The sequence below is a fragment of the Adhaeribacter rhizoryzae genome, assembly GCF_008629685.1.
Classification (GTDB): domain Bacteria; phylum Bacteroidota; class Bacteroidia; order Cytophagales; family Hymenobacteraceae; genus Adhaeribacter; species Adhaeribacter rhizoryzae.
The window spans coordinates 15,075-41,853 of the sequence record NZ_VWSF01000032.1 but is presented as its reverse complement, the minus strand read 5'-3'; the positions used below and the strand labels follow the sequence as shown (position 1 = coordinate 41,853).

The following is a 26,779-nucleotide window of genomic DNA, read 5'->3' as shown; positions in this document are numbered from 1 at the left end:
TATGAGTTTCCACGACGGTAAATCTATTAATAAATCTAAACGGCTGGCCCAAAATGCTGCGTTTGTCATATTCCGCGGCCTTAGTTTTGCGGTAGTAGCCATTCTGGTTATTATTCTGGCCTTTATTATTTTCCGGGGAATATCGGTTATTAGCTGGGAGTTCCTCACCGAGATGCCCCGCGATGGCATGACCGCCGGCGGTATATTTCCGGCTATTGTGGGTACTTTCTGCCTCGTAGTCGGCAGTATGCTATTTGCTTTTCCGGTGGGCGTAATGTCGGGCATTTACATGAACGAATATTTAAAGGATGGCTGGTTTAAACGTTTTATTAAACTCATGACCAACAACCTGGCCGGCGTGCCGTCTATTGTGTTTGGCTTATTCGGGATGGCGCTTTTTGTAAACCGTTTTGGCTTCGGCGATTCTATTCTGGCGGGTTCGCTTACCTTGGGTTTACTGGCCTTGCCGGTAGTTATCCGCACCACCGAAGAATCTTTAAAAGCCATAGATGATTCTTTCCGGGTAGGCAGTTTGGCTTTGGGAGCTACCAAATGGCAAACTACCAGCCGCGTTATTTTACCCATTGCTTTCCCCAATATTATTACGGGCCTTATTTTATCGGTGGGACGGGTTTCCGGCGAAACAGCCCCAATATTATTTACCGTAGCTGCCTACTTTTTGCCCCGGCTGCCCAATAGCATTTTCGACCAGGTAATGGCCTTGCCGTACCATTTGTACGTGATATCAACCAGCGGTACCAACATAGAAGCCTCGCGGGCAATGGCTTACGGCACAGCTTTTATCTTAATTTTAATTATTCTGATAGTTAATTTATTAGCCAACTGGCTCCGGAAATATTTTGCCAAAAGAGTAAAAATGAATTAATGCCTGCTGGTTCTAAAATATACCGGTAGCTTTTATAAAGGTATTCATCCTCCATGTACAATACAGATTCCAAAGAAAAAGAATATAGCATCCAGACGAAAGACGTTCACTTGCACTACGGCGATTTCCACGCGCTGAAAGGCATTAATATTGCCATGCGGAAAAACCAGGTAACGGCTTTTATTGGTCCTTCGGGTTGCGGTAAATCTACGTTTTTGCGTTGCTTTAACCGGATGAACGACCTGATTGACAATGTGCGCATCGAAGGCGATATTTTCATTGATGACGTGGATATTTATAAAACCAATATTCAGGTAGATGATTTGCGCAAGCACGTGGGCATGGTATTTCAGAAGCCAAACCCATTCCCGAAATCAATTTTTGAAAACGTGGCTTATGGCTTGCGGGTAAACGGCACTTCCGATAAAAACTTTGTGCAGGAACGGGTAGAGCGTTCGTTGCGGCAGGCAGCCTTGTGGGACGAAGTAAAAGACAAACTTAAAAAATCGGCTTTCGAGCTTTCGGGTGGGCAACAGCAACGCCTGTGCATTGCCCGCGCGCTGGCCATTGAACCCTCGGTAGTACTAATGGATGAACCGGCTTCGGCCCTGGACCCGATTTCTACAGCCAAAATTGAAGAGCTGATTTACGAGCTGAAAAAAGATTATACCATTGTGATTGTAACCCATAATATGCAGCAGGCCGGCCGGGTAAGCGATTCTACGGCTTTCTTTTATTTAGGCGAACTGGTAGAATTTGCCAAAACCAAAACCTTGTTTACCAGTCCCCGCGACCAACGCACCCAAAATTATATTACCGGCCGGTTTGGTTGAGCCATACATTATTTTGCGTAATAATAAGTGATGTTGCGCAAAATGTTCTTCTAAATAGTTTATTGGTATAAAGAGCCCATTGCTGTCATTCAGGAGGAACCTATTTAGCAATTAACCAAATAGGTTCCTCCTGAATGACAGAAGTGGATTGCTTAAAACCTAATGTTCTTAACATTTGCATCTTAAAAATTTCAGCATCAGATAATTCTTTATGAATCAATTAGAAAAGGAGTTGCTCCGGATAAAAGAGAAAGTAAACGAAATGTGGGACCTGGTTACGTTTCAGGTGAACGGGGGCAAAGCTGCGCTGGTGCATGCCGATAAAGAACTGGCCAGAAAAATAATTAAAAGAGGTAAAAAGGTGAACGACTACGATGTAAAAATCGATAGGATGTGCGAAAACCTTTTTGCTTTGTTTAACCCGGTAGCCGTAGATTTACGTTGGGTGCTGGCGGTTCTAAAAATAAATGCCAACCTGGAGCGGATAGGAGATACAGCCGAGGGCATTGCCCGTTTGGTAAAAGAAGTTGACACCGCTTTTGATGCCGAATTATTGCAAATAACCCAGGTGCTGGAAATGTACGATGCCGCCGAAGCCATGCTGACCGATGTACGGACCGCCCTGGCCGAAGAAAATACCGAATTGGCTAAGGCACTCATTAAAAGAGACAAGGTGCTGGATAAAATTAATGCCAAAGCCGATAAAGCCTTGGTTAGTTACATGCAAGCACACCCCGAAAATATTGCCCAGGCTTTAAAAGTATCAAACATTATCCGGAAGCTGGAGCGGATTGGCGACCAGATTACCAATATTGCGGAAGAGGTAGTATTTTACGTAGATGCCAAAGTGGTAAAGCACCGGCAAAAGGGGAAGAGAGACAAGAACAAGGATTAGTATTAGTTATAATGCGCTTAAAACCACAAAGCCGAAGCTACATCCGCTTCGGCTTTGTGGTTTTATTAAACCAGAGACTAATATTACGCGCTAAATTGGTAAATACTGGAAAGTAAAGTACAAGGACGTGGTGCCTATTTATTTTATGAATAAGAAAAATGTGCATGCATAACTTATGAATAAAAAGCCGGCATTTATAAATTTTTAAACCTAAAGTATATTCGTCAGCACTGCCGTACCGAGCACTGGCCAGATACCTGCCTATTTATTACCATTCTAATTATTTGTGTTGTACCTTTGCGGCAAACTACGAAAGTGCTGCTGCGAGAAGTTCTATACCTGATGCAAAAAGATTTTGTGCTTGAATGGAGGCAGAAATATGCTTTCAATGGCATGCTTTTGTATGTGGGCAGCACCGTATTTATTTGTTACCTGAGCTTTGGTTTGCGCGGCGGCACGTTGGGCGTACCCGTCTGGAATGCTTTGTTCTGGATAATTTTGCTTTTTACGTCGGTAAATGCCATTGCCAAAAGCTTTATGCAGGAAAACAAAGGCCGCTTGTTGTATTTATATACGCTGGTAAGCCCGCAAGGCGTTATACTGGCAAAAATAGCTTACAATACCTGCCTCATGCTAATTTTGGCGTTGCTGTGTTATTTGTTTTACGCGGTGGTAATTGGTAACCCGGTGCAAGACGATGCTATGTTTCTGGCAACTATTCTGCTCGGAGCCGTGGGCTTTTCTACTTCGTTAACCATGATTTCGGGGATTGCAGCTAAAGCCTCCAACAGCAGCACCTTAATGGCAATTCTGAGCTTTCCGGTAATAATTCCCATGCTGCTGATGCTCATGAAAATGTCGAAGAATGCGATTGATGGGCTGGATCGCGCCGCGAGTACCGATGAACTTACGACCTTGCTGGCTATTAATGCCATTGTGGTAACAGTTTCTTATATTTTGTTTCCTTATCTCTGGCGGAATTAAACCCGAATTAATGTGGTTAGAATGAAAGCGATACGAACGAAAGTAAATAAAATAAGCGTAGATATTTAAAGCGCTAAATATTAAATTAGAGGAGTAAAATTGCCGGATAATCCGGGTAAGATAAAACCATAGATGCAGGCTTTTTAGCCGAAGCCGCAGTTATAAATAAAGATATGCAAAAAAACTGGTGGAAAGTGGTAACGGTGCTATTGCTGGTTTATATAATAGTAGCCGGTTTCCTGAACGACGTGCCCCGGCTAGCCATTCTGAACGAGAGTATCCGCAACACGTATTTTCACGTGCCCATGTGGTTCGGTATGATTTTGTTGTTGCTCATTTCGGTGGTTTACGCCATTAAATATTTAAAAACGCCAACGCTGCGCAACGATATTATTTCTACGGAAGCGGCCCGGATAGGCCTATTATTTGGGGTACTGGGCATTATTACCGGTATGGGCTGGGCACGCGTTACCTGGGGCGAATTCTGGAGCAACGATCCCAAGCAGAATGCTTCGGCCATTGGCCTGCTTATGTACTTTGCCTATTTTGTATTGCGCGGTTCTTTTGCCGAACAGCAGCAGCGAGCCCGTATTAGCGCGGTTTACAATATTTTTGCCTACGCGGCACTTATTCCGTTGTTGTTTATCTTGCCCCGCCTCACCGATTCGCTGCACCCCGGCAACGGCGGTAACCCTGGCTTTGGCACTTACGACATGGATAGCAAAATGCGAATGGTCTTTTACCCGGCCGTAATCGCCTGGACTTTATTAGGGGTCTGGATATTAAACGTGAAATCACGCTTCGAAATTCTGAAACAAAAAATGTATGAACATGCGCATGCTTAAAAACTGGGTGCTGCTTTTGCTGCTGGCGCTCACTTTATTTATAAATAATAATGCCGTAGCCCAAACTGCTCCGGCCGCCGATGAAACCGTGATGGTAGAAGCCAACAGTTCTACCGCTAATGTAGAAATGGCTGACCAGCTTCGGCGCGACGGCAAAATATACATTGTAGTAGGTTGTGTGCTGGTGGTGCTGGCCGGTGTGCTGTTTTACCTGGTTTCTATCGATCGTAAAGTTGGTCGTTTAGAAAAGCAATTCAGAAATTGATTATTATCAGCTTCCGGACTGATAATAATTTTGCAATTCCCGGATTTTTATGGCCTACTTGCATGTTACGTAAATGCTGCGAGTTTTTAGACTTTAATTAAAATGAAAAAAACACACATTATTGGTATTGCGGTTATTGCCATAGCCATCGCCATTATTATAACCACTGCCGGCGATGCCAGCAGTTATGTATCGTTTAAAGAAGCCCGCGAACTGGCAGAAGAGGGTAATACCACCCCGGTGCACGTAGTGGGCCGTCTTAAAAAAGATGCCAACAACCACATCTTGGGTATGCAGTACGACCCGCGGATTGATCCGAATTACTTTACTTTTACCTTAGTAGATACTAACCGGTTTGAGCAACAAGTAATTTATTTCAACAGCAAGCCCCAGGATTTTGAGCGGTCGGAGCAGGTGGTAATTATTGGCAAGATGCAGAAAGACAAATTTGTAGCCGATAAAATATTGCTCAAGTGTCCGTCTAAGTACGTCGAGAACGAAATTAAAACTGAATCGGCTGGATTATAATAGAGTTAAAAGTTTAAAGTTATGAGTTAAAAATCTTTACTCATAATTACTAAACTTCAGCTCATTCTATATTTTGGATTTTTTGTCAGAGTTAAATCTGGCTACTTTTTATTTTAAATTACATTTAAGTAATAGATAAAAGTGAAAGAGTTGCTATCCTGATTTTTTCAACTCATAACTTTTACCTTTTAACTCTTAACTAAATAAACGTGATAAATACATTAGTAGGAGACCTGGGGCACTTTAGCGTAATCCTGGCATTTGTGGCGGCGGTGGTAGCGGCCCTTTCGTATTTTATGGCCTCCTGGAAACAACCGTTGGGGCTGGAAGAAGCGAATTGGAAAAAACTGGGTCGAATTGCTTTTTATGTACATACGGTGGCGGTGCTGGGTATTATTATCGCGCTGTTTAATATTATTCAGAACCATCGCTACGAATATCATTATGCCTGGAGCCACTCCAGTAATCACTTGCCCACCCATTTCATGATTTCGTGTTTCTGGGAAGGCCAGGAAGGTAGTTTCCTGCTTTGGATATTCTGGCACACGCTGCTGGGTTTAGGTATTATTTGGTTTAATAAAAAATGGGAAGCGCCTACTATGGCGGTTTTTGCCTTTGTGCAGTTCTTCCTGACTTCCATGATTTTGGGTGTGGTAATCGGTAACCTGAAAATTGGTTCTTCGCCATTTATTTTGCTGCGCGATTTTATGCCCGATGCCCCGGTATTTAAGCTTAACCCTAATTTTATTCCGAAAGACGGTACCGGCCTGAATCCACTGTTGCAGAACTACTGGATGGTTATTCACCCGCCTACGTTGTTTTTAGGTTTTGCCGCTACTTTGGTACCTTTTGCGTTTGCTATTGCTGGTTTGTGGAAAGGCGAATTTACCAAATGGGTGAAACCAGCTTTGCCTTGGGCCTTATTTGCCGGCTTAGTGCTGGGTATTGGTACCATGATGGGAGCCTACTGGGCTTACGAAACCCTGAACTTTGGTGGTTACTGGAACTGGGACCCCGTAGAAAATGCGGTGTATATTCCGTGGTTGGTGCTGGTGGCGGCTATTCATACGTTGGTAATTTTCCGACGGAGCAAGGCAGGTTTACATACCTCGTTTGTGCTGGTAATTGTTTCTTTCCTGCTGATATTATACGCTACCTTCTTAACCCGCAGCGGTATTCTGGGTAATGCTTCGGTACACTCCTTCACCGACTTAGGTTTATCTGGGCAGTTATTTACCTACATGGCGGCTTTTATAGTGTTAGCTACTGGCTTATTGGTGTGGCGCTGGAAAAAGATTCCGGCTACTGAGAAAGAACTTACTACTTACAACAGCGAATTCTGGGTATTTATTGGTGCGGTAGTATTGTGTTTAGGTGCCTTCCAGGTATTATTTACAACTTCTATTCCGGTGTATAATGCATTTATGGGCTTCATCGGTATTAAAACCAACCTGGCTTTACCCGCCGACCAGATTGCCCACTACACCAAGTTCCAGTTGTGGTTAGGTGTAGGTATTGCCATTCTATCGGGCCTGGCGCAGTTAATGTGGTGGCAGAAAAACGACAAAGCCCGCTTGGGTAATGCCTTGGCCGTGCCGGGTATTCTTACTTTATTATTTGTGAGTTTAGTGCTGGTGCTGGGTCGTTTGGGGGTTGGGCCTAAAGTAGATAACCCGGTTTACATTGTGTTGCTGCTGGCGGCTTTCTTTGCGGTATTTGCCAACCTGGGCATGATATTAACACTGATAAAACGCAAAGCTGTTTTAACTGGTGGCGCAGTAGCGCACGTTGGGGTGGCCTTGATGCTGATTGGTATCTTGTATTCTTCCGGCTATTCTACCATTGTTTCCCAGAATACTTCCGGCTTGCTTTATTCCCGCGATTTCCCCGAAGATATTAACCGCGATAATGTGTTGCTGTTCCGGAACAACCCCATAGAAATGGGCAAATATAAGTTAACGTACGGCGGGCAATACATGGAAGTAATTGATTTTCCGGAGTACGTAAACAAAGAGTCGCTTTTTAGATTGCCCATGGATGAGCACCGCGCTTTAGCCCGGACCGATTTAAAATACAAAGACAAAGTAGTTTACAAAACCGGCGATACGGTTTCTATTACGCCCGAAAATACCTATTACAAAATAGAATACCAGGAAAAAGGCACCAATAATACTTTTACGCTTTATCCGCGGGCACAGATTAACCAGGAAATGGGCTTTTTGGCCTCACCCGATATTAAGAATGGCTTAACCAGTGATTTATATACCCACGTTTCGGCGGTAATGAACAACGAAGAAGAGCGGGATTGGAGCGAGCTGAAAGAGCATAACGTAGCTATTGGCGATACCTTATTCCTGAACGATTACATTGCTATCCTGAAAGGAATAGAACCGGTGCGGAAAGTAGAAAGTATTGAACTGGGCGAGAAAGATGTAGCGGTACAAGCCGATTTAAAAATATTCGGGGAGAACAAAGAGTACCACGGCCACCCCTTGTTTGTAATTAAAGACAACATGGTGGGCCGCATTCCCGATGAGATCGAAGATTTAGGCTTACGCTTAACTTTCATGAGCATCGATACGGAAAATAACCGGTTTACTATTGGCGTAAATACCACCCAGAAAGATTACGTAATCTTAAAAGCCATGGAAAAACCAATTATTAACCTGCTTTGGATTGGTACTTTGGTAATGAGCCTGGGCTTTGTAATGGCTATCTTCCGCCGTTCCGGCGAAGGCAAAACCGAAAATATTACCTCGGGTAAAGGCGCCAACCAACAACGGACAAGCGAAAAGAGAAAAGTAGCAAAAGTTTAATCTTAATTAGCCCTGGCTAACCAGAAAAGCTCCCTTACCTGAGGGAGCTTTTTTATTTTTGCCAGAGAAGTTTAATCAACCAAATAATATATTAATTATGTCCGTCGCTAATCTTCCGCAATCGTTACGAATTACCTTGGTTGGTTCCGGACAGGTTGCTACCCATTTAGGGCTGGCCTTTGCGCAGGCCGGGCACCAGGTAGTAGGTGTTTATTCCAGGCAATTAGCGCACGCCATTGTATTAGCCAATCAATTGCCCCCGGCCATTGCCACCAATAATCTCGATTTCCGGAACCAACCAGCGTGCGATATTTACCTAGTTAGTGTGTCGGATGCAGCGGTAGCCAGCGTAATAGCAGAAGCGCAATTTCCGTTAGGCAGTTACGTGGTACATACTTCCGGGAGTTTACCGGTAACGGTTTTAGCCCGGCCGGATTTAGAATTGCGAACCGGTGTTTTTTATCCTATTCAAACGTTCTCCCGCAACCAGCCGGTTAATTTAGCTACTACACCCATTGCCTTGGAAGCAGCAGAACCCGCATTAACTACCTTGTTGCAGCAATTAGCGGCTAGTATCAGCCAGCAGGTAATATTTATGGCAGGGCCAGACCGCAAGAAATTGCATTTGGCAGCGGTTTTTGCCTGTAATTTTACCAACCATTTATTAGGCATCAGCCGCGAGATTCTGCTTAAAAATAATTTGGAGCCAGGTCTGCTAAACCCACTTATTAGAGCTACCCTGGAAAAAAGTTTTTCAGCCGATCCATTTACCGTACAAACCGGCCCAGCAATGCGCGGCGACGCTAATATTTTGCAGGAACATTTACAAATGCTGGCCCCAGAACCGCTTTACCAGCAAGTGTATGGCGTGCTTTCAGAGAGCATTCAGGCGAAAAAATAAAGTAAAAATTGCGTTTTAATCCCTAATAATGGTAAACTTCGTAGAAGTAAGCCATGCAATATAACAGGTAGCCTTTGTTTCGGCGAATTGTTTCGTAATTTTGCAGGCTAAATTAAAAGGAGTTTCATTCCCATGAAGGTTATAAATATTACATTTAAGTTCGCCGATGGCCAACCGGACCAAACCCATATTGCGGCTGAAGGTGAATCGGTATTGGATGTTGCGCTTAACAACGATATAAAATTACAACATAACTGTGGCGGTGTGTGCGGATGCAGCACCTGCCATATTTACGTAGAAGCAGGCATGGACGATTTGCCGGAGATTTCGGATAAAGAAGAAGACTTTATTGACCGGGCAGTTGACCCGCGCCTTAACTCGCGTTTGGCTTGCCAGTGCGTAGTGCAGGGTAATGAAGATGTAGTAGTTACTATACCGGAACAAGATTTCCTGGGGCACTAAACAGCAATCTACTAGCAATAAAGCTTATCTGATTAATATTTAAGAAACTTAAAAAGTACAGATTAAGCAGGTAACACAGCATAAATTAGCATAATTAACAAGAAATACAACAGAAATGAGGAACAGTTATGAGCCCCCTATGCACTGGAACGACCATGAAGATATTGCCATGGCCTTGTACGAAAAATTCGGGGATGAATTTGATGAGTCGAAAATTTACCGCATCCGGTTTACCGATTTGCTGGAATGGGTGTTGTCTTTAGATAATTTTGAAGGAAAACGCGAACAAGCCAACGAAGGCCACTTAGAGCAGATTCAGGCCAAATGGGTGTACGAGTGGCGCGACAACCAATAGTTAGTATTTCATTCCTGATTAAAACTTAGATTATAATATTTGTATTTACTTTCCTGGTTCCGGTTACCTGTTTTGCCGGAACCAGGAAAGTAAATTAATTCTTCACGGCTAGGGTTTTCTTACCATATAAAACTAACTAATCGCAACCATGCAGCACCATCCTTCGCTGGATTTAACCCAGGTAAAAGCTTTTATTTTTGATGTAGATGGCGTACTAACCGATGGGAGTTTACTGGCCTTGGCTTCCGGGGAGCAGGTGCGCAGTTTTAATATTAAAGATGGCTTTGGCATTCGGCATGCTATTCAGAAAGGGTACCGGGTGGGTATAATTTCGGCCCGTCAGGAAGAAGGCGTGCGTAAGCGGTTGCTGTCGTTAGATGTGGAAGATATTTATTTGGGCGTAAACAACAAGCAGGAAGCTTTTACCTCTTTTTTGCAGCAGTACAATTTACAACCATCGGATATTGCTTATATGGGCGATGATATTCCGGATTTAGCGGTGATGCAACAATGCGGCGTAGCGGCCTGCCCCGAAGATGCCGCGCCGGATGTAATTTGGGTAGCCAATTATATTTCGAGTAAGGCTGGGGGTAAAGGCGCTGTGCGCGAATTAATTGAAGCAGTACTAAAAATGCAGGGAACCTGGTAAAAGTATATAAAACAAGCTATTTTTTAAAAAGTTCAAAAATATCTTGAAAAAGTTGCTTCAGAATAAAATACTCCTATATTTACAGGATATTTTAATTTCAAATTTTTTAATTTTTATGAAAACAGGAACAGTAAAATTCTTTAATGAATCAAAAGGCTACGGATTTATTACAGACGACATCAGCAAAGAAGACTTTTTTGTACATGTTACGGGTTTAAACGGCATCCAAATCCAACAGAACGATAAAGTTGAATTTGATACCCAAGAGGGTAAAAAAGGCATTAATGCCGTTAACGTAAAAAAAGTTTAAGGCCCATCCTCATTTACATCCCTTCCAAATTAAAAGAAAAGCTCCATCCCCGGAGCTTTTTTTATGTAGTTAATTACAGCCCTTTGCTCTAAATTTGTTATCCGAATACGTTGGGCCCAATTCCGTTCGTACATCTCCTTGAAAAAAGTTTTTAGCTTAATAAGGTTACCTAATCTGGTAATTATTGCCTTTTGTCAGGTACTGGTGCAGGTATGCTTATTGCAGCCGCAGGTGCCCTTGTTAACAACGTTGCAAGACCAGCATTTCTATTTGTTGTTGTTGGCTACTTTTTGCGTAGCCGCAGCCGGCTATATTATTAACGATTATTACGACATTAAAATAGATGCCATAAACAAACCCAAACGCCTGGTGGTAGGCAAAGGCGTTAACCGCCGGCAGGCCATGGTAGCGCACCTGCTGTTGTCGGCTATTGGGGTAATCGTGGGTTTTACTTTGTCGTGGGCGGTAGGTTTTATAAATATTGGCGCGGTGTTGTTGCTGTGGGGGTATTCGGCGCAGCTTAAAAAAATGCTGTTGCTGGGCAATATTACCATTGCTTTTTTATCGGCTACCATGTTGCTGGTAGTATCGGTAAACGTGGGCACCGATAACAAAGCCATTTGGGCTTATGCCCTGTTTTCTTTTATTATTTCGCTGATACGTGAAATAATAAAAGACATGGAAGACGTAAAAGGCGATGCTACTTTTGGCTGCCGCACCTTGCCCATTGTAGCCGGTATACCCGGTACTAAATGGGTGCTTTACGGGCTAATGCTGGTATTTTTTGCCACTGTTGTTTCGGCTATTATTTACCGGAACCACGATTTATTTTTTGGCTTGTATATGGTGGTGCTGGTGCTGGTGCCGGCTTTATTTTTCCTGAAATATATAATTAGAGCCGATCGTAAAAAAGATTTTGCCCGCTTAAGCAACTGGTGCAAAGGCATTATGCTGCTGGGAATATTGTCTATGCTTTTTTTCCGGTAAATGACTTTATTAAGAAAAGCTTCAACCTAAAAAAAATAAGTTTAGGTATATTTTTGAATTTAAATATTTAGTATATTGATAATTATTGAGCAGCCGATTTTTAGCTATATTATTAAGTTTGCCTAATTATAATCTAAATTAATTCTGCCGCTTTTCTTTTCTTTCCTCCGGAAGCTTCTTCAAACCAAATTCTATGAAATATTTATGGGCAGTGTGCGGTTTTCTGTTGCTGATGCAGGTAACTGGTAAGGCCGCGGTACCAGCCGATAGTTTGCAGCAACGTAAAAAGCTTAGTTTAACGCCTTTCCCGGCTTTATTCTCTTCGCCCGAAACCGGCTTAGGTTACGGCGCTTTGGTGGTACCGGTCTATAATTTTGGCAACGATTCTTTAACCCGCCGTTCCAACGGGCAGTTGCTGGCTTACCGGACCCAGAAAAAGCAATCTTCGGTGCAGCTTACCTATAATATTTATACCAACCACGAAAAGTTTATTATTCTGGGCAATGCCAATTATTTCAATTTCCCGATTCAATATTACGGTATTGGTAACCAGAATAATAATGTAGATGATTATACCATTGTAGATTACAAGCTACTATATTTTCAGAACCGGGTTTTGCGGCAGGTAAAGCGTTATTTTTTTGCCGGCGGGTTGTACCACGTAAATAAAGTTTACAATATTAAATCTGAAGATGCGCAGAGTAAAATCTACGAGCAACCCGCGAATGAACTCGATGGCATAATTACTTCTGGCTTAGGGCCGGCTCTGCTTTACGACAGCCGCGACAATCCGCTGAATAGCCGAACTGGTATTTATGTTGCTTACAGCACCATGTTTAGTACCAAAAACTTGGGCAGTGAGTTTAATTTTACCCGCCATTCTTTTGATGTTCGCAAATTTATTCCGCTACGATCAAGTCAGGTGCTGGCTTTTCAAGGATTAGGGAAATTCCATTCGGGGCAAGTACCGTTCCGGGAGTTAGCCCTAATGGGCGGCGGTGGTGGCGGTGCCGAAATTGGGGGCATGCGGGGCTTTTACGAAGGCCGCTACCGCGATCGGCAAATGGTGGCCCTGCAGGCCGAGTTCCGGCAACAGGTATTCTCGCGGGTAGGTTTTGCGGTGTTTGCCGGCGCCGGTGAAGTAAATAATAAACTAAGTAATTTTAATACCCGCAACCTGCGTAGCGCCGCCGGGGGCGGCATCCGGCTAATGCTAAACAAAAAGGAAAGATTAAATATTCGGATAGATTACGCCGTAGGCTCGCACGGGGCCAGTGGTTTGTATTTTGATATTGGCGAAGATTTTTAAGCGTACTTCTTCAATTATTATTCTGCGCAACTGCTGTTACATAAATATTAAAAAGGGTCTAAGAAACCCACAACTGTCATTCAGGAGGAACCTATGTAGCAGGCAGCCAAATAGTTTCCTCCTGAATGACAGAATTTGACTCATTATTAGAGTAAACTGTTAACAATAAAATTTTGCTCAATAACAGTGCATAAAGCTAACCTTAAACATTTGCCTAAAAAAGTCAGCATCATAATTAAACTGTCAGCAAGCTATTCCGGCAATATTTGTAATAGCCTCGTTTGTTTAGTCAAAGCAAATATTCGATTTCCTGAACTATTAATATTGCCTATTAAATCAATTTAGCAGAACTGACCGGTAAAGTTTATACCAAATAAATTTAGCGTTGCTTAGGTTAATCCGGAAAGGGCGTGGTCGGTTTTTACATCTATGCCGCTCCAGGCTTTTTTCGCCGTCCAGGCTTCGGCAGGGGCCGTCCAGAAAGTATCGGTAGCCGGTAAGCCCAACGGCAATAAGCCGGTAGTGCACAAGTACAGACTGCCGGTAGAAATATATGTTTCGCCAATGCTGGGCTGGTGGCCGCTGAAACCAATGGTAAGCCAGTTGTTTTTATCGAAAGTATTGGGCGCAGCCATGGTGCGTTTAATAACGGCGGTAAGCGCACTTCTGACCTGCGCCGGCGAAATTTCTGCGGGCAATTGTTTTTGCAGCGCTACCTGCGCCAGCAACTGGAAAGCCCCAAAGCGGTACGCCAGCGAGCGGCCAATGGGCGGAAAAGTGCCTTCCGGTGAAATTAATCTTTCCTGAATAGCCGCATAGCGTTGGGCTCGTTTCAGAACAGTTTGGTAAAAATTCTGCTGCGATTTCTGCACCTGGCTTAATACCTGCGTAATATCCAGCAACATGGGTTGTATTACATAGCTGTTGTAATAATCAAAATGAAATTCCGGTCCATCGCCGTAAACGCCATCGCCTTTGTACCAATTTTGGTGCGATTTCAGCGCATAATCTACCCGCATATTATCCCACGGCGCCCCCAGTTTAAATAAGGCCATTTCTACCATCGCACTAAACAAAAGCCAGTTGTTGTAGCCGGGCGTTATTACCCGCGTTGCTTGCAAGGCCTTAATCAGGTGAGTACGGGTGGTGCTGTCTATCCTGCCCAAAAATTCTTTAGGCGCCCGTAACAAAGCATGACTCAAAAAGGCTGCATCTACTACCGGCTGCCCACCGGAATTAAAATTCATGAAGTCCGGTGAATTGGGATCAACAGCAGCGGCCAAGGCTTGCTGCGCCAGCTTAATATATTTGCCCCGGAGTTTACCTTCGGGTGTAGTATCTTCGCCCAATTCAAGCCAGGGAGCCATACCCGCCATTAAGCGGCCAAAAGCTTCGAGGTAAGTATAATTCCGGCGGTCCTGTTCCCGGCCGGCTACCGACTCTACGGGCATATTTTTCTTTAACTCGCCTTTGCTTAAGTTAGTTAATACCGGATCGGCAATTTTTATGAGGTTATCCAGCCACACCTGGCGGTCGGTGGGGGCTTTGGCGGCGGCTACCGAGGCTAATGCGTTTTCGGGGGTAAAAGCACCGGCTATACTTAGGCCAGCGGTTGTTTTAATAAAATCTCTCCTGAACATTAATATGTTTAGCTTAAATCAAAATCAGCTTAAGTTCTAAATATGGAAAGAATTGGCAAATTATCCACTTAAAATATTCCGGTTAAAACTTAAGTGAGGCATTTTATTACCAAAAATATTACTTACCAATAGTTTGCCTTGGTGTAGGGGTGTCTGTAACAGGCATTGGTATAGGTATTAATGGCAAATTCGGCTTAACCTATAAAACTTTAGACCGATTTAAATTAATAAATTTATTTCAGCGGAAAGAATTAAATTAATACCTAAAATAGCCTTATGTTCCTGGTAAAAATACCTTTCTGGTTTAGGCGATTAATATTTGTATGGTTCGCTTATCTGTTGCCGGGGGGCATGGCTTTGGCACAAGGTTTAGTTACCAGCGGGTTAGTAGTAAAGGTGATGGATGCCGCTACTGGCCGCGATACACCCGTTAGGGTGCGCCTGACGCAGAACGGTTTTGCGGTAAAAACGCTACCGAAAGCAGCCGTAGCCGTTATGTACGGGGTGTGGGATCATGCTGATGGCTATGGCTACCAACCCGACAGTTCTTTTTATGTGCATAGTAGATTTCGTTTAGATTTAGCGCCGGGAACTTACCAAATAGCGCTTTCCAAAGGACCGGAATATATTGACCAGCACCACGAACTTCAAATCCGGGCCGGACAGGTGTACGAAGGAAATTACACCCTGGCCCGCTGGGTAAATATGCCCGCTAAAAAGTGGTATTCAGCCGACGATCATATTCATATCCGGCGTTCGCCGCGCGAAGATTCGCTGCTTTTAACCTGGACCCAAGCCGAAGATATTCATGTGGGTGTAATGCTGCGGATGGGGGATTTTTGGGAAACGTATTACCAGCAATATGCCTGGGGCGAAAAGGGCGTTTACCAGAAAGAAAATTATTTACTGACTACCGGTCAGGAAGATCCGCGCACCCCTGAGTTGGGCCACGTGGTGGGCATCGGGGCCTCAGCTTCTGTTCGGTATAAAAATGAATATTACCTCTACGACAAAGTATTTGATCGCCTGCGGGAATTAGGCGGCTTAGGCGGTTATGCCCACCAGGCCGAAACCTTCCACGGGTACCGCGGCCTGGTGCTGGATGGGTTGCGGGGTAAAGTTGATGTGCTGGAACTGCTGCAATTTTGTGCTTCTGATAACCCGTTAATTGTGGATCATTATTATCATCTGCTGGATTTAGGTATTCCGGTTACGGCTGTAGCGGGTTCCGATTTTCCGTGGTGCGGCAAAGACCACGATAAAGGCCGACCGGAACGTTCGGCCCGAATAGGAAATGCCCGTTTTTACACCTTCGTACCCGATTCTTTAAACTATAACAACTGGAAAGCCGGTTTAGCGGCGGGGCACACCTATGTTTCGAGCGGGCCGCAATTATTATTTGAAGTAAACCAAAAGCTGCCCGGCGATAAACTGGAAGTAAGTATAGGCACGGCCTTGAAAATAACCGCCCGCGCTTTGGGCCACGCTACCCAGGTACCCTTACAAACGCTGGAAATTATAGGTCACGGACAGGTGTTGGGGCGGGTTACGGCCAATGCGGCGGGGCAGTCGCCGGAGCAATTATCTTTAGAGCTGAATTTACCCGCCGAAAAAGGTATTTGGCTGGCGGCCCGGGCTTATGGCGGTAAACAGCAGGCGGCGCATACCACCCCCGTATATGTTTATGTAGATGGTAAAGGTTTTCATAACCCCGTTACGGCACCGCAATATTTAAAGCTCAGCCAAAAATACCTGCAGGAGTTAAAAAAGGATATAAAACATAAAAGCAACGATCCGCAAATGCGGGCCTGGCACTACCGTGCTGGCCTGAAAAGACGGATTGCCGAAACCAGCCAAGTAGTAAAAGACCTAAAAAAGAAACTGCAATAAAATTTAATTATTCTTCAATTTTTTTGTAGGCAGTTGCTGTAAAATATTAATTCCAAATGTTTTAGCCCGATACGTTCTCCTTATTTCCAGTCGACTAATAATACGGTTTTTGCAAAGGTATACGCCGGTGTGGGTAATATTTTGATTGCGCAGGGCAGTAAATCTTTGGTTTTATGTTCTATATTTGCGCTTCTTTTAACCGGGTTCTATGTCTGATACCTTGTATAAACGCGTTGTAATATTTGCCTCCGGCTCCGGGAGCAATGCGCAGCGCCTGATGGAGCACTTTCAAAATCATCCGCAGATTAGGGTAGTGGCTTTATTCTCGAATAACCCAACGGCTTACGCCTTGCAACGAGCTGAAAATTTTAACCTGCCGGCCCACGTTTTTAACCGCGAGCAATTTAAAGATGGTACCGTGCTGGAACAGGTTAAAGCGTACCAACCCGATTTAATTGTGCTGGCCGGTTTTTTATGGCTGGTGCCGGTGCCTTTTATCCAGGCTTTCCCGCAAAAGATAATAAATATTCATCCGGGAATATTACCCAAATACGGCGGCAAAGGCATGCACGGGCAACACGTACACCAAGCCGTGCTCGACAATAAAGAAACCGAAACGGGCATTACCATTCATTACGTAAACGAATTTTACGACCAGGGAGCCACTATTTACCAGGAACTTTGCCCGGTGCAGGAAAACGACACCGCCGAAATATTGGCTAACCGCGTGCTGCAACTGGAACACGAGCATTTCCCAAGGATTGTAGAAAAAATATTAATCGGCTAAAAAATGTTTTGTTTCCGGTTGCTGAAGAAAATATTAACAAATCACTTACTTAGAAAGCCTTATAACCTTTAATATATTTTATTAACCGGGCTATCCCAAATTAGCTAAAGGACTTATCGAACCATGAAAAAAATTCAATCTGCTTTAATATCGGTTTATTATAAAGATAACCTGGAACCGCTGGTAGAACTGTTAAAAGAACAAGGCGTAACCATTTATTCCACGGGTGGTACCCAAAGTTTTCTGGAAGGCTTAGGCGCCCAGGTAACCGCTGTGGAAGACCTCACCCAATATCCGGCCATATTTGGTGGTCGCGTAAAAACCCTGCACCCCAAAGTTTTTGGTGGCATCCTGCACCGCCGCGACCACGAAACCGATAAAGCCGAAGTACAGACTTACGAAATTCCGCCTATTGATTTGGTAATCGTAGATTTATATCCTTTTGAAGAAACGGTAAAATCAGGCGCGCCGGAAGAAGACGTAATTGAAAAAATTGATATTGGCGGCATTTCTTTAATCCGGGCGGCGGCTAAAAACTTTAACGATGTGCTGGTGGTATCGTCGCAGGAGCAATATACCGAAGTAGTGGAATTGCTGCGCCAAAACCAGGGTGGTACCGAACTAGCCGACCGCAAGCGCTTTGCTGCCAAAGCTTTCGATATTTCTTCGCATTACGATACCCATATTTTTAATTACCTGAACGGGGGCGAAGGCCAATATTTTAAACACAGTCTTCGCGAGAGCACCCCGCTGCGTTACGGCGAGAACCCGCACCAGCAAGGCGTTTTCTACGGCAACCTAAACGATTTATTCGACCAGATTCATGGCAAACAGTTGTCTTACAATAATTTAGTTGATGTAGATGCGGCCGTGGCCCTGATAGATGAGTTCCAGGACGAACCGGCCGTAGCTATTTTAAAACATACCAATGCTTGCGGGGTAGCTGTTGCGCCAACTTTGCACGAAGCTTATCTTACCGCGCTGGCCTGCGATCCGGTATCGGCTTTTGGTGGGGTTATCATCAGCAATAAACCCGTTGATAAAGCTACTGCCGAAGAACTGCACAAATTATTTTTCGAAGTTTTAATAGCGCCGGAATTTGCGGCGGATGCTTTAGAAATATTGCAAGCTAAAAAGAACCGGATTTTGCTCCGCCGCAAACCAGTGGCGCTGCCCGAAAAATTATTTAAAACTTTGCTTAACGGCGTAATTGAACAAGACAAAGACCTGAAAACCGAAACCGAAGCTGATTTTAGAGGCGTTACGGCGCGAGCCACCACGCCCGAAGAAAATAAAGCATTGGTATTTGCCGCCAAAGTTTGCAAACACACCAAATCCAATACCATTGTGCTGGCCACTGAAAATCGCTTAATTTCCAGTGGGGTGGGCCAGACCTCGCGGGTAGATGCCCTAAACCAAGCTATCGAAAAAGCCCGTAATTTCGGGTTTGAACTACAAGGCGCTGTTATGGCCTCCGATGCTTTCTTCCCATTCCCGGATTGCGTAGAAATTGCGCATCAGGCCGGCATTACCGCGGTGGTTCAGCCTGGTGGCTCTATAAAAGACCAGGATTCTGTTGATCTTTGCAACCAGTATAATATGGGTATGGTGTTTACAGGTGTGCGCCACTTTAAGCACTAATATTTATTATTTCTGCCTTTAAAAGCCCGGTCTGCTAAAGAATATAAAGCAGCCGGGCTTTTGTTTTAACCGGTTGCGTTACTTACTTAAAAAAGTAAAACAAGTACAGGCAAGTGGGTTACAGATTGTTTGAGGCATGCGTAAACAAGCTTTGCCGGTAACTTTATGATTATCAGTAATTATTAAAAAATATTTATTGCCTGATACCTGGTTGGCGTAAATGCTGTAAACCAATTTGGGCGAAACAGCATGTATAGAAGCTTACATTTTTTGTATTAAGTAGTTAGTATAAAATTTAAAGTAAAATACGTAGTTTTGCAGCGAAATATTTAAATCAAATTGGTTTAAGTAAAAATATTTAAATCCAAGGGCCGCAGGGCTGAGAACAGAATGGGATTATTTAGTTTTTTAACGAGCGATATAGCCATTGATTTGGGTACGGCCAATACCCTGATAATTCATAACGACAAAATAGTAGTAGACGAACCTTCCATTATTGCCGTTGACCGCACCAGTAATAAGGTAATTGCTGTGGGCCGGAGTGCCATGCAGATGCACGAAAAAACCCACGACAATATTAAAACCATTCGCCCTTTAAAAGACGGTGTAATTGCCGATTTCTACGCTGCCGAACAAATGATTCGGGGTTTAATTAAAATGATTGATACCGGCAGCCGCTTGTTTCAGCCCTCACACCGCATGGTTATCTGTATTCCATCGGGTATTACCGAAGTAGAAAAGCGGGCCGTACGCGACTCGGCGGAGCACGCCGGCGCCAAAGAAGTTTGGATGATTCAGGAGCCGATGGCCGCCGCTATTGGTATTGGCATAGACGTAGAGCAGCCCATTGGCTCTATGATTGTAGATATTGGCGGTGGTACTACCGAAATTGCCGTTATTGCTTTATCGGGTATTGTGTGCGACCAATCTATAAAAGTGGCCGGCGATGTATTTAACCAGGATATTCTGGATTATATGCGCCGCCAGCATAATTTACTTATTGGTGAGCGCTCCGCCGAAAAAATTAAAATAGAAGTGGGCGCGGCTTTATCGGAGCTGGAAAATCCGCCGGCTGATTACGAAATCCGGGGTCGCGACTTAATGACCGGAATTCCGAAAGTGATTAAAGTAACTTACACCGAAATTGCTGCCGCTATTGATAAATCGGTTTCTAAAATAGAAGAAGCGGTACTGAAAGCCTTGGAAATTTCGCCGCCGGAACTTTCGGCCGATATTTATGTAAACGGTATTCACCTGACCGGGGGGGGCGCTTTGCTGCGGGGCTTGGATAAACGTTTGGCCGTTAAAACAAAATTACCCATTCACATCGCCGAAGATCCGCTCCGCGCGGTAGTAAGAGGCACGGGTGCCGCTATCAAAAATATTGAAGGCTTCCGGAATGTATTGCTTTCTTAAAAGCGTTCGATGCGCAATTTATTTGCCTTTATATACCGTTATCGGGGCTTCCTCGTTTTTCTGCTACTGGAGATTCTGTGCGCTTACCTGATAATTAAGAACAACAGTTACCAGGGCGCTGCTTTCTATAATTCGGCCAATGCTTACGCCGGTCGGGTACTGGAATTCCAGCGCGAAGTAGCCGATTATTTCCGGTTGGTAGAGGTAAACCAAGCCTTAGTAGCCGAAAACAAAGCTTTACAAGAATCACTCACCAATATTATGCTGTCCGATAAACTGGATAGCATTCCGTCCGCACCGGATTCGAGTTATCGCGTTAAACCCGACAGCCTCACCCTGGCCCGGCAAAAACTGGATACCACGGGTATTACACGTACTTTTAAATTTGTGCCGGGTAAAGTCATTAAAAATTCCGTACGCTTGGTAAATAACCACTTGTTGCTGAATATTGGCCGGGCGCAGGGCGTGGAACCAGGCATGGGGGTGGTATCGGGCTCCGGAGTAATTGGTCGCGTAAAAGCGGTTTCGCAAAATTATTCCACTATTTATTCGTTGTTGCATTCCCAAATGTTGGTATCGGCTAAAGTCAGGCGAACCAATACGGCTGGTACCATCCGTTGGGAAGGGGATAATTACCGGGTAGCCACCCTCGATTATATTCCGCGGCATATAAAATTAGTTAAAGGCGATACTGTGGTTACCTCGGGCTATAATGCCGTTTTTCCGGAAGGCATTATGATTGGCCGTGTACTATCGACTCAGCAAGAGCCAGATAAAATGTTTCTGACGGTAAGGGTGCGGCTGTCCGTTGATTTTGATAACCTGACGTATGTTTACGTAATTAATAATACGCGCCGGGCCGAGCGGGATTCATTAGAAGCCAGAAGCGGGATAAAAGAAAATGACTAGACGCACATTTGTCCATATTTTTCAGTTCTTCATTTTTATGGCTGTGCAAATATTGCTGGTCCGGAATGTGGTGCTGTTTAATACGGCTTTTTGCTACATCTACATTGCTTTTTTGCTGTTTTTGCCCATTCAAATGCCCCGGGTTAGCTTGCTGTTGCTGGCTTTTCTGTCGGGTATTACCGTCGATATTTTTTACGATACAGTGGGTATTAATGCGGCGGCTTGTGTGTTGCTGGCTTTCCTGCGGCCTTACGTGTTGCTGGTGCTTACCCCCCGCGACGATTACGAAAAAAACGACACCATTAACCTGCACGTAATGGGTTGGCGCTGGTTTACGGTTTATGCGCTGTTTCTGGTTTTTATGCACCACTTTGCCTTGTTCTTCCTGGAGCTGGGTAGTTTTCGGGCCGTAGGTTTTACGCTGGCCAAAGTAGTATTAAGTACCTTGCTCACCTACCTGGTTTTAATTATTATTCAACTCCTCTTTTTCTCAGTCCGGCGCTCCGGACGGTAGTTTACTGCCCCGGAAAACATAATTTGTAAAGCGCTGATTTTCTTCATCGTAAAATTAAAAGTAACTTTGTGGGCGAAAGAATAAATATCATTTTGAACTAGGCCTGATTGGTGTTAGTTTATTTATTAAAATCGCGTATTCTTTATCAGATTTGAAATATTTAGAGAGTCGTAAATACGTTGTGCAAACCATATTTTTTGTGGTAGCCGCTGTATTTGCCATAAAGTTGTTTTTTATTCAGGTACTAAACACGGAGTATAAACATGCTGCCGATGCTAATACCATTAAGCGCGTGGTAGAATACCCGTTTCGGGGCCTTATTTACGACCGCGAAGGTAAATTACTGGTGCAGAATATGCCGGTTTACGATCTGATGGTGGTACCTAAGGAAATTAAAAATATTGACACCCTGCGCTTTTGCCAGCTTTTTAATATTCCGCTGGACGAATTCCGGTTGAAAATTAAAACAGCCAAGGCGTATTCGTACGTTAAGCCATCGCCTTTTTTGCAGAAGTTAAGCCCCGAAGAATTTGCGGCTTTGCAGGATAACCTGGTAGAGTTTCCGGGGTTTTACATTAATGCCCGTAACGTAAGAGGCTATCCGCACCAGAGTTTAGCCCACGCGCTCGGTTATATTGGCGAAGTAAGTCCGCAGAAATTAGAACAACCCGAATACGCGGCCTATGCCGCCGGCGATTACTTGGGTGTGAGTGGCATTGAACATGAGTACGAAAAGATTCTGATGGGCAAAAAGGGCGTGAAATACCGCATGGTAAACGTGCGCGGCATCGACAAAGGTCCTTTTAAAGAAGGGCAGTACGATACCACAGCAGTAGCCGGCCAGGATTTAGTTTCTTCTATTGATCTGGAATTGCAGCAGTACGGCGAACGCATGCTGAAAGGAAAGCGCGGCAGTATTGTGGCCATTGAACCCAATACCGGCGAAATATTGGCTTTTATTTCTGCGCCTTTTTATGATCCTAATTTATTAACCGGTAAAGAGTTAGGAAAAAACTATCTCTCTTTACTACGTGATCCGGAAAAACCTTTATATAACCGGCCCATTAAAGCTACGTATCCGCCGGGTTCAGTATTTAAGTTGGTGCAGGCTTTAATTGCCTTGGAAGAAGGGGTTATTACGCCCCAAACCGGTTATCCCTGCAACCAATCGCTGGTAAAATGTGCCCACGGACATCCGTACCCGTCTAATCTTAAAATTGCCATCGAGAACTCCTGTAACCCTTATTTTTACCAGGTTTTCCGGGCGGTGGTTAACCAGGGACGATCGCGCAATATTTACCAGGATACGCACTTAGGGTTAGATAAATGGCGCGACCATGTGCTGAGCTTTGGTTTTGCCGATAATTTGGGGGTTGACTTACCCTACGAGAATATGGGTATTATTGCATCCTCCAGGTATTACGATAAGCTTTACGGCAAAACCGGCTGGAAATACCCAACTTTTTACTCGATGAGTATTGGGCAAGGCGAAACCGGTGTAACTCCTTTACAAATGGCTAATTTAATGGCTACCATTGCCAACCGCGGATATTATATTACGCCGCATTTAATAAGAGGAATAGGCCCGCAGCAACAACCTTTACCAGATTACCAGAAAAAAAACTTTACCTCTGTAGCTTCCCGGCACTACGAGCCGGTAATTGAAGGCATGGCCGAAGTAGTAGCTTCGCGCCGGGGTACTGGTTGGTGGGCCAATTTAAGCCATTTGGGTATTGATATTTGCGGTAAAACCGGCACCGTGCAGAATCCGCACGGCAAAGACCACGCCGTATTTGCGGCTTTTGCGCCGCGGGTAAATCCTAAAATTGCGATTGCGGTTTACATCGAAAATGCAGGTTTTGGTTCAATTTCATCGGCGCCGCTGGCCAGTTTAATGATCGAAAAATACCTGACTGGCACTATTTCTAAACCGCGGCAACGCTGGGAAGGCTGGATTGAGAACGGCGAATTTTACAAAAGCAAGCACTAACGCATCATGGAACGGGCACCTAAAATATCGCGCAATATAGATTGGATTACCGTAGCCATTTATGCCGCTATGTTGTTGCTGGGTTGGATTAACGTGTACGCCGCCGTTTACAGCCCCGATCTGAAACAAAGTATTTTTGATTTTAGCATTAATTCTGGTAAGCAGTTAATCTGGATTGGCACGGCCGTAATTATTATTATTGTGTTGCTGGTAATCGATTATAAAGCTTACGAGTCGCTGGCGTATGTGGTGTATGGGTTTATTATTCTGCTGCTCATTTTTACGCTAATATTTGCCCGGCCTATTGCGGGTTCGCGGTCGTGGCTGGAGTTTGGCGCCATCCGGATACAGCCCGCCGAGTTTGCTAAATTTGCAACGGCACTGGCGGTTTCTAAGTTTATGAGTACCATAAATTTAAGGCAGCAAAACTGGAAGGAACACGCTATTCTGGCCGGCATTACGCTCTTGCCGCCTTTTCTTATTTTGCTTTCGAACGAAACGGGCTCGGCTTTGGTATTCGGGGCTTTTTTGCTGGCTTTCTTTCGCGAAGGCATGTCGCCGCTGATTCTAATTCTGGGGTCAATATTTGTGGCAATATTTATTTTGACTTTGCTGGTACCTAAGCTTTACTTTGTAATTGCTATTACCCTGCTGTTTGGCTTGGCTATCTGGTCTAACAGGCGGTTGTTGCGCAAAATTACCTCCGTTGTACTTATTTATGCAGCGGTAGTGGGTATGGTTTTCAGCGTCGATTTTTTTGTAAACAATATTTTGCAGCAACACCAGCAAAACCGGATTAAAGCCTTAATTAACCCGGAAGCCGACCCATTGGGTTTTGGCTGGAACGTAACGCAGTCTAAAATTGCGATTGGCTCGGGCGGGCTTTACGGCAAAGGTTTTCTGGAAGGTACCCAAACCAAGTTCGACTTTGTGCCCGAGCAAAGCACCGACTTTATATTTTGCACCATTGGCGAAGAACACGGCTGGATAGGCAGTCTGGTTTTAATTGGGTTGTTTATGGCTTTGCTGTCGCGGATAATATTTATTGCCGAGCGGCAAAAAACGGTTTTTGGGCGGTCGTACGGCTACTGCGTGGCTTCTATCATATTCTTCCACTTTCTCGTAAATATTGGCATGACCATTGGGTTAGCGCCGGTGGTAGGTATTCCGCTGCCGTTTTTTAGCTACGGCGGTTCTTCGCTCTGGTCGTTTACCATCTTGCTATTTATTTTACTGGCTTTAGATACCCACCGCAAACAAGATTTAACCCGGGCTTAAAAAGAGATAAGTCGTAAGTAATAAGTTTTAAGTTGTTATCAGCAACCTAAATAAATATTTATCTAAGTTGGGAGAAACCATCAAGGCTATATTAAATTCTAAGACTTTGAAAAGTCATTTATTAATAGTATTCCTGATAATGTTTCTGATTTGTTCAGTTTTATATATTCTAATTCCTTTACTTTATTGGTTCGCATTCGGAGAAGGAGCCATGGCAGACCGGATAGAAGGTTTACCAATGAATAGTTTTATATTAAATTGGGGAGCATTGAGTATTACTCTAATACTTTGTTTAATTAGAACAATAAAAAAGGCGAATAATCAAGAGCTAAGTGTAGCAAAATCTTATTTCTTAACTGGAATAATGATTATAGTATCTTATACTTTCAGATTAGAGATAGGAAATATTCTAATAGGTATATTTCAGTAAGTTTAATATAGTTCCTTTAATAATGCCTTTATGGCAGTAGGAATATATGTATTGATCAAAATAATTTTTGTTTTAGTTAATCACAGGCTGACAATACAAGATTGCCAAGCTGTGACGAACTGTTATCAACGAACTAAAAACTTATTACTTAAAACTTACTACTCAGGCTCAGGCGAATTTGCGCTCTATCAGCCGCAGCAGTTTATTTACGTGTTCTTCTTTCTTCGACCAGTCGTAGCGGCTAGCCAGATCTTTTGTTACATAATTTTTTGCCAAATCCGCATCTTTAAATTCATCCAGTACCTTAATGGCATTGTAATATTGGAGATTTTCGCCGTTAAATAATTCGTTTATAAAGCCAAAGCGCTGGTTAATAGAAATAGAATCTTTTAACGACTCTATTTTTTTACCCATTTGGTTGTCGATAAGGGTAGGTGCGGATTTTGGCGCTAACCGATCGTTTAAGGTAGAAGTTTCGGCTTTAAATTTATTATTTAGGCTGTTTTCAGCACTAATTGGTTTATGCAAAGGCTCTGCACTAACGGCTGTGCGGGGCGGAACCGATGGCGCAAAGGTGGCCGGCGTTGGTTGGGGTGCTTTCGGGGTTACTGGTGCTGCCGGTGCAGGCTGCTGGTCAAATAAATCGGATTGCTGAATGGGCAATAACCGATTAAATTCCTCTAGTATTTGCGCTACCGTAGTCCATTCGGCTTTCCGGGAGGCCAGGTAAGTACCAAAATCATTGCGTACAGCTGTTTGGTTTAAAGCACCTTCACTTAAATGATCGAGAAAATCCTGAATTAATTCTTTGTTTAAGGTAATATATTTCAGGTTGCTTTGCAGTTTAGCAACCGTGAGTGCATCCTGGTTCTGCAATAATTTTTCTTCGAAAGCAGCTACTGGTTCTAACACCCACTTAAAGGTATCGGTAATGGCTTTAGCCAGCAGCGGCTCAAAGTGCGGGCGTTTAATTAATATTTTCCGCGACAACACATTCATAAACTGAATGAGGGCCTCTTTTACCTCCTCGTTTTCAAAATCAAAAAACGGACTCTTCAGGTTAGCCATTTCCTGGTTCCAGCGCAGCAGCAATTCTTTAATCATAAAAAGATTAACCTGCTTAACCGGCGTAAAACCGATGAGTTGCTGCCCATTAACGGTAGGCGCAATGGCGAAATATCGGTCGCATAAAAGTTTAGCGAGGTTGTTGCTGTACCGCTCCAGGTTTAATTGATTATATTTGTGTTCCATTACTAAAA

General features: G+C 43.9%; 25 protein-coding genes. 23 read left to right on the top strand and 2 right to left on the bottom strand.

What is annotated here, in order from left to right; translation table 11 throughout:
* Window position 1: 1 nt before the first annotated feature.
* From pstA to F0145_RS24325, 15 genes are all read left to right on the top strand, one after another.
* Window positions 2-886, top strand: a complete 885-nt coding sequence (gene pstA / locus F0145_RS24395) for a phosphate ABC transporter permease PstA (RefSeq protein WP_150092984.1) — start codon at window positions 2-4, stop codon at window positions 884-886.
* Window positions 887-939: 53 nt separating this feature from the next.
* Window positions 940-1,719 (top strand): phosphate ABC transporter ATP-binding protein PstB, encoded by a 780-nt coding sequence (pstB, locus tag F0145_RS24390; RefSeq protein ID WP_150092982.1) that lies wholly within the window; start codon window positions 940-942, stop codon window positions 1,717-1,719.
* A gap of 211 nt (window positions 1,720-1,930) precedes the next feature.
* Window positions 1,931-2,614, top strand: coding sequence for a phosphate signaling complex protein PhoU (gene phoU, locus F0145_RS24385; protein ID WP_150092980.1), 684 nt, complete (start codon window positions 1,931-1,933; stop codon window positions 2,612-2,614).
* A 342-nt stretch (window positions 2,615-2,956) separates the two neighbouring features.
* Window positions 2,957-3,598 (top strand): heme exporter protein CcmB, encoded by a 642-nt coding sequence (locus F0145_RS24380; protein WP_150092978.1) that lies wholly within the window; start codon window positions 2,957-2,959, stop codon window positions 3,596-3,598.
* Window positions 3,599-3,771: 173 nt separating this feature from the next.
* Entirely contained in the window at window positions 3,772-4,443 is a 672-nt protein-coding gene (gene ccsA / locus F0145_RS24375; RefSeq protein WP_150092976.1) for a cytochrome c biogenesis protein CcsA, read from the top strand.
* Window positions 4,430-4,708 carry a CcmD family protein gene (locus tag F0145_RS24370; RefSeq protein WP_150092974.1) on the top strand — a complete coding sequence of 93 codons (279 nt, stop codon included), beginning with the start codon at window positions 4,430-4,432 and terminating at the stop codon, window positions 4,706-4,708. Before ccsA (F0145_RS24375) ends, F0145_RS24370 begins: the two co-directional genes overlap by 14 nt.
* 102 nt (window positions 4,709-4,810) lie before the next feature.
* Entirely contained in the window at window positions 4,811-5,236 is a 426-nt protein-coding gene (locus F0145_RS24365) for a cytochrome c maturation protein CcmE domain-containing protein (RefSeq protein ID WP_150092972.1), read from the top strand.
* Between the two features lie 209 nt (window positions 5,237-5,445).
* The gene (gene ccsA, locus F0145_RS24360) at window positions 5,446-8,052 is read left to right on the top strand and encodes a cytochrome c biogenesis protein CcsA (protein ID WP_150092970.1); all 2,607 of its coding nucleotides are present in this window, start codon (window positions 5,446-5,448) and stop codon (window positions 8,050-8,052) included.
* Between the two features lie 97 nt (window positions 8,053-8,149).
* Window positions 8,150-8,953 (top strand): Rossmann-like and DUF2520 domain-containing protein, encoded by an 804-nt coding sequence (locus F0145_RS24355; RefSeq protein WP_150092968.1) that lies wholly within the window; start codon window positions 8,150-8,152, stop codon window positions 8,951-8,953.
* Between the two features lie 132 nt (window positions 8,954-9,085).
* Window positions 9,086-9,415: a 2Fe-2S iron-sulfur cluster-binding protein gene (locus F0145_RS24350; protein WP_150092966.1), complete on the top strand. Its 330-nt coding sequence runs from the start codon at window positions 9,086-9,088 to the stop codon at window positions 9,413-9,415.
* A gap of 115 nt (window positions 9,416-9,530) precedes the next feature.
* The gene (gene iscX / locus F0145_RS24345; RefSeq protein WP_150092964.1) at window positions 9,531-9,770 is read left to right on the top strand and encodes a Fe-S cluster assembly protein IscX; all 240 of its coding nucleotides are present in this window, start codon (window positions 9,531-9,533) and stop codon (window positions 9,768-9,770) included.
* A gap of 148 nt (window positions 9,771-9,918) precedes the next feature.
* Complete coding sequence (locus F0145_RS24340) at window positions 9,919-10,419, top strand: KdsC family phosphatase (protein ID WP_150092962.1); 501 nt, start codon at window positions 9,919-9,921, stop codon at window positions 10,417-10,419.
* A gap of 115 nt (window positions 10,420-10,534) precedes the next feature.
* Window positions 10,535-10,729 (top strand): cold-shock protein, encoded by a 195-nt coding sequence (locus tag F0145_RS24335; RefSeq protein WP_146899093.1) that lies wholly within the window; start codon window positions 10,535-10,537, stop codon window positions 10,727-10,729.
* Window positions 10,730-10,867: 138 nt separating this feature from the next.
* Window positions 10,868-11,716, top strand: coding sequence for a geranylgeranylglycerol-phosphate geranylgeranyltransferase (locus F0145_RS24330; RefSeq protein WP_150092960.1), 849 nt, complete (start codon window positions 10,868-10,870; stop codon window positions 11,714-11,716).
* A gap of 193 nt (window positions 11,717-11,909) precedes the next feature.
* Window positions 11,910-13,025, top strand: coding sequence for a BamA/TamA family outer membrane protein (locus F0145_RS24325; protein WP_150092958.1), 1,116 nt, complete (start codon window positions 11,910-11,912; stop codon window positions 13,023-13,025).
* 389 nt (window positions 13,026-13,414) lie between these two features.
* Here the strand turns inward: F0145_RS24325 and F0145_RS24320 are convergent, their stop codons facing one another.
* Window positions 13,415-14,665, bottom strand: coding sequence for a DUF2264 domain-containing protein (locus tag F0145_RS24320; RefSeq protein ID WP_150092956.1), 1,251 nt, complete (start codon window positions 14,663-14,665; stop codon window positions 13,415-13,417).
* 351 nt (window positions 14,666-15,016) lie between these two features.
* Between F0145_RS24320 and F0145_RS24315 the strand changes: the two genes are divergently transcribed.
* The 8 genes from F0145_RS24315 to rodA all read left to right on the top strand — a co-directional run bounded on the left by F0145_RS24315 (window position 15,017) and on the right by rodA (window position 25,090).
* Window positions 15,017-16,555 carry a CehA/McbA family metallohydrolase gene (locus F0145_RS24315; RefSeq protein WP_150092954.1) on the top strand — a complete coding sequence of 513 codons (1,539 nt, stop codon included), beginning with the start codon at window positions 15,017-15,019 and terminating at the stop codon, window positions 16,553-16,555.
* A 208-nt stretch (window positions 16,556-16,763) separates the two neighbouring features.
* Entirely contained in the window at window positions 16,764-17,342 is a 579-nt protein-coding gene (gene purN, locus F0145_RS24310) for a phosphoribosylglycinamide formyltransferase (RefSeq protein ID WP_150092952.1), read from the top strand.
* Window positions 17,343-17,465: 123 nt separating this feature from the next.
* Window positions 17,466-18,983 (top strand): bifunctional phosphoribosylaminoimidazolecarboxamide formyltransferase/IMP cyclohydrolase, encoded by a 1,518-nt coding sequence (gene purH / locus F0145_RS24305; protein ID WP_150092950.1) that lies wholly within the window; start codon window positions 17,466-17,468, stop codon window positions 18,981-18,983.
* Between the two features lie 390 nt (window positions 18,984-19,373).
* Window positions 19,374-20,399 (top strand): rod shape-determining protein, encoded by a 1,026-nt coding sequence (locus F0145_RS24300; protein ID WP_150092948.1) that lies wholly within the window; start codon window positions 19,374-19,376, stop codon window positions 20,397-20,399.
* Between the two features lie 9 nt (window positions 20,400-20,408).
* Window positions 20,409-21,308 (top strand): rod shape-determining protein MreC, encoded by a 900-nt coding sequence (gene mreC, locus F0145_RS24295; protein ID WP_150092945.1) that lies wholly within the window; start codon window positions 20,409-20,411, stop codon window positions 21,306-21,308.
* The gene (locus F0145_RS24290) at window positions 21,301-21,822 is read left to right on the top strand and encodes a hypothetical protein (RefSeq protein WP_150092943.1); all 522 of its coding nucleotides are present in this window, start codon (window positions 21,301-21,303) and stop codon (window positions 21,820-21,822) included. Before mreC ends, F0145_RS24290 begins: the two co-directional genes overlap by 8 nt.
* A 151-nt stretch (window positions 21,823-21,973) precedes the next feature.
* Entirely contained in the window at window positions 21,974-23,812 is a 1,839-nt protein-coding gene (mrdA, locus tag F0145_RS24285; RefSeq protein ID WP_150092941.1) for a penicillin-binding protein 2, read from the top strand.
* Window positions 23,813-23,818: 6 nt separating this feature from the next.
* Window positions 23,819-25,090 carry a rod shape-determining protein RodA gene (gene rodA, locus F0145_RS24280; RefSeq protein WP_150092938.1) on the top strand — a complete coding sequence of 424 codons (1,272 nt, stop codon included), beginning with the start codon at window positions 23,819-23,821 and terminating at the stop codon, window positions 25,088-25,090.
* Window positions 25,091-25,688: 598 nt separating this feature from the next.
* On the opposite strand, the gene F0145_RS24275 is transcribed toward rodA, so the two are convergent.
* On the bottom strand, window positions 25,689-26,771 hold the full coding sequence (locus F0145_RS24275; protein WP_150092936.1) for a hypothetical protein: 1,083 nt from the start codon (window positions 26,769-26,771) through the stop codon (window positions 25,689-25,691).
* Between the last annotated feature and the right edge of the window lie 8 nt (window positions 26,772-26,779).

Excerpts from the sequence above, each read along its gene's own strand:
- F0145_RS24335 (WP_146899093.1), top strand. The coding sequence starts at position 10,535 with ATGAAAACAGGAACAGTAAAATTCTTTAATGAATCAAAAGGCTACGGA.
- F0145_RS24275 (WP_150092936.1), bottom strand. The coding sequence starts at position 26,771 with ATGGAACACAAATATAATCAATTAAACCTGGAGCGGTACAGCAACAAC.
- F0145_RS24370 (WP_150092974.1), top strand. The coding sequence starts at position 4,430 with ATGCGCATGCTTAAAAACTGGGTGCTGCTTTTGCTGCTGGCGCTCACT.
- F0145_RS24350 (WP_150092966.1), top strand. The coding sequence starts at position 9,086 with ATGAAGGTTATAAATATTACATTTAAGTTCGCCGATGGCCAACCGGAC.
- F0145_RS24325 (WP_150092958.1), top strand. The coding sequence starts at position 11,910 with ATGAAATATTTATGGGCAGTGTGCGGTTTTCTGTTGCTGATGCAGGTA.
- purH (WP_150092950.1), top strand. The coding sequence starts at position 17,466 with ATGAAAAAAATTCAATCTGCTTTAATATCGGTTTATTATAAAGATAAC.
- F0145_RS24290 (WP_150092943.1), top strand. The coding sequence starts at position 21,301 with ATGACTAGACGCACATTTGTCCATATTTTTCAGTTCTTCATTTTTATG.
- F0145_RS24380 (WP_150092978.1), top strand. The coding sequence starts at position 2,957 with ATGCAAAAAGATTTTGTGCTTGAATGGAGGCAGAAATATGCTTTCAAT.
- mreC (WP_150092945.1), top strand. The coding sequence starts at position 20,409 with ATGCGCAATTTATTTGCCTTTATATACCGTTATCGGGGCTTCCTCGTT.
- F0145_RS24320 (WP_150092956.1), bottom strand. The coding sequence starts at position 14,665 with ATGTTCAGGAGAGATTTTATTAAAACAACCGCTGGCCTAAGTATAGCC.
- phoU (WP_150092980.1), top strand. The coding sequence starts at position 1,931 with ATGAATCAATTAGAAAAGGAGTTGCTCCGGATAAAAGAGAAAGTAAAC.
- ccsA (WP_150092976.1), top strand. The coding sequence starts at position 3,772 with ATGCAAAAAAACTGGTGGAAAGTGGTAACGGTGCTATTGCTGGTTTAT.
- F0145_RS24315 (WP_150092954.1), top strand. The coding sequence starts at position 15,017 with ATGGCTTTGGCACAAGGTTTAGTTACCAGCGGGTTAGTAGTAAAGGTG.
- pstA (WP_150092984.1), top strand. The coding sequence starts at position 2 with ATGAGTTTCCACGACGGTAAATCTATTAATAAATCTAAACGGCTGGCC.
- pstB (WP_150092982.1), top strand. The coding sequence starts at position 940 with ATGTACAATACAGATTCCAAAGAAAAAGAATATAGCATCCAGACGAAA.
- iscX (WP_150092964.1), top strand. The coding sequence starts at position 9,531 with ATGAGGAACAGTTATGAGCCCCCTATGCACTGGAACGACCATGAAGAT.
- F0145_RS24300 (WP_150092948.1), top strand. The coding sequence starts at position 19,374 with ATGGGATTATTTAGTTTTTTAACGAGCGATATAGCCATTGATTTGGGT.
- F0145_RS24365 (WP_150092972.1), top strand. The coding sequence starts at position 4,811 with ATGAAAAAAACACACATTATTGGTATTGCGGTTATTGCCATAGCCATC.
- rodA (WP_150092938.1), top strand. The coding sequence starts at position 23,819 with ATGGAACGGGCACCTAAAATATCGCGCAATATAGATTGGATTACCGTA.
- F0145_RS24355 (WP_150092968.1), top strand. The coding sequence starts at position 8,150 with ATGTCCGTCGCTAATCTTCCGCAATCGTTACGAATTACCTTGGTTGGT.
- purN (WP_150092952.1), top strand. The coding sequence starts at position 16,764 with ATGTCTGATACCTTGTATAAACGCGTTGTAATATTTGCCTCCGGCTCC.
- F0145_RS24340 (WP_150092962.1), top strand. The coding sequence starts at position 9,919 with ATGCAGCACCATCCTTCGCTGGATTTAACCCAGGTAAAAGCTTTTATT.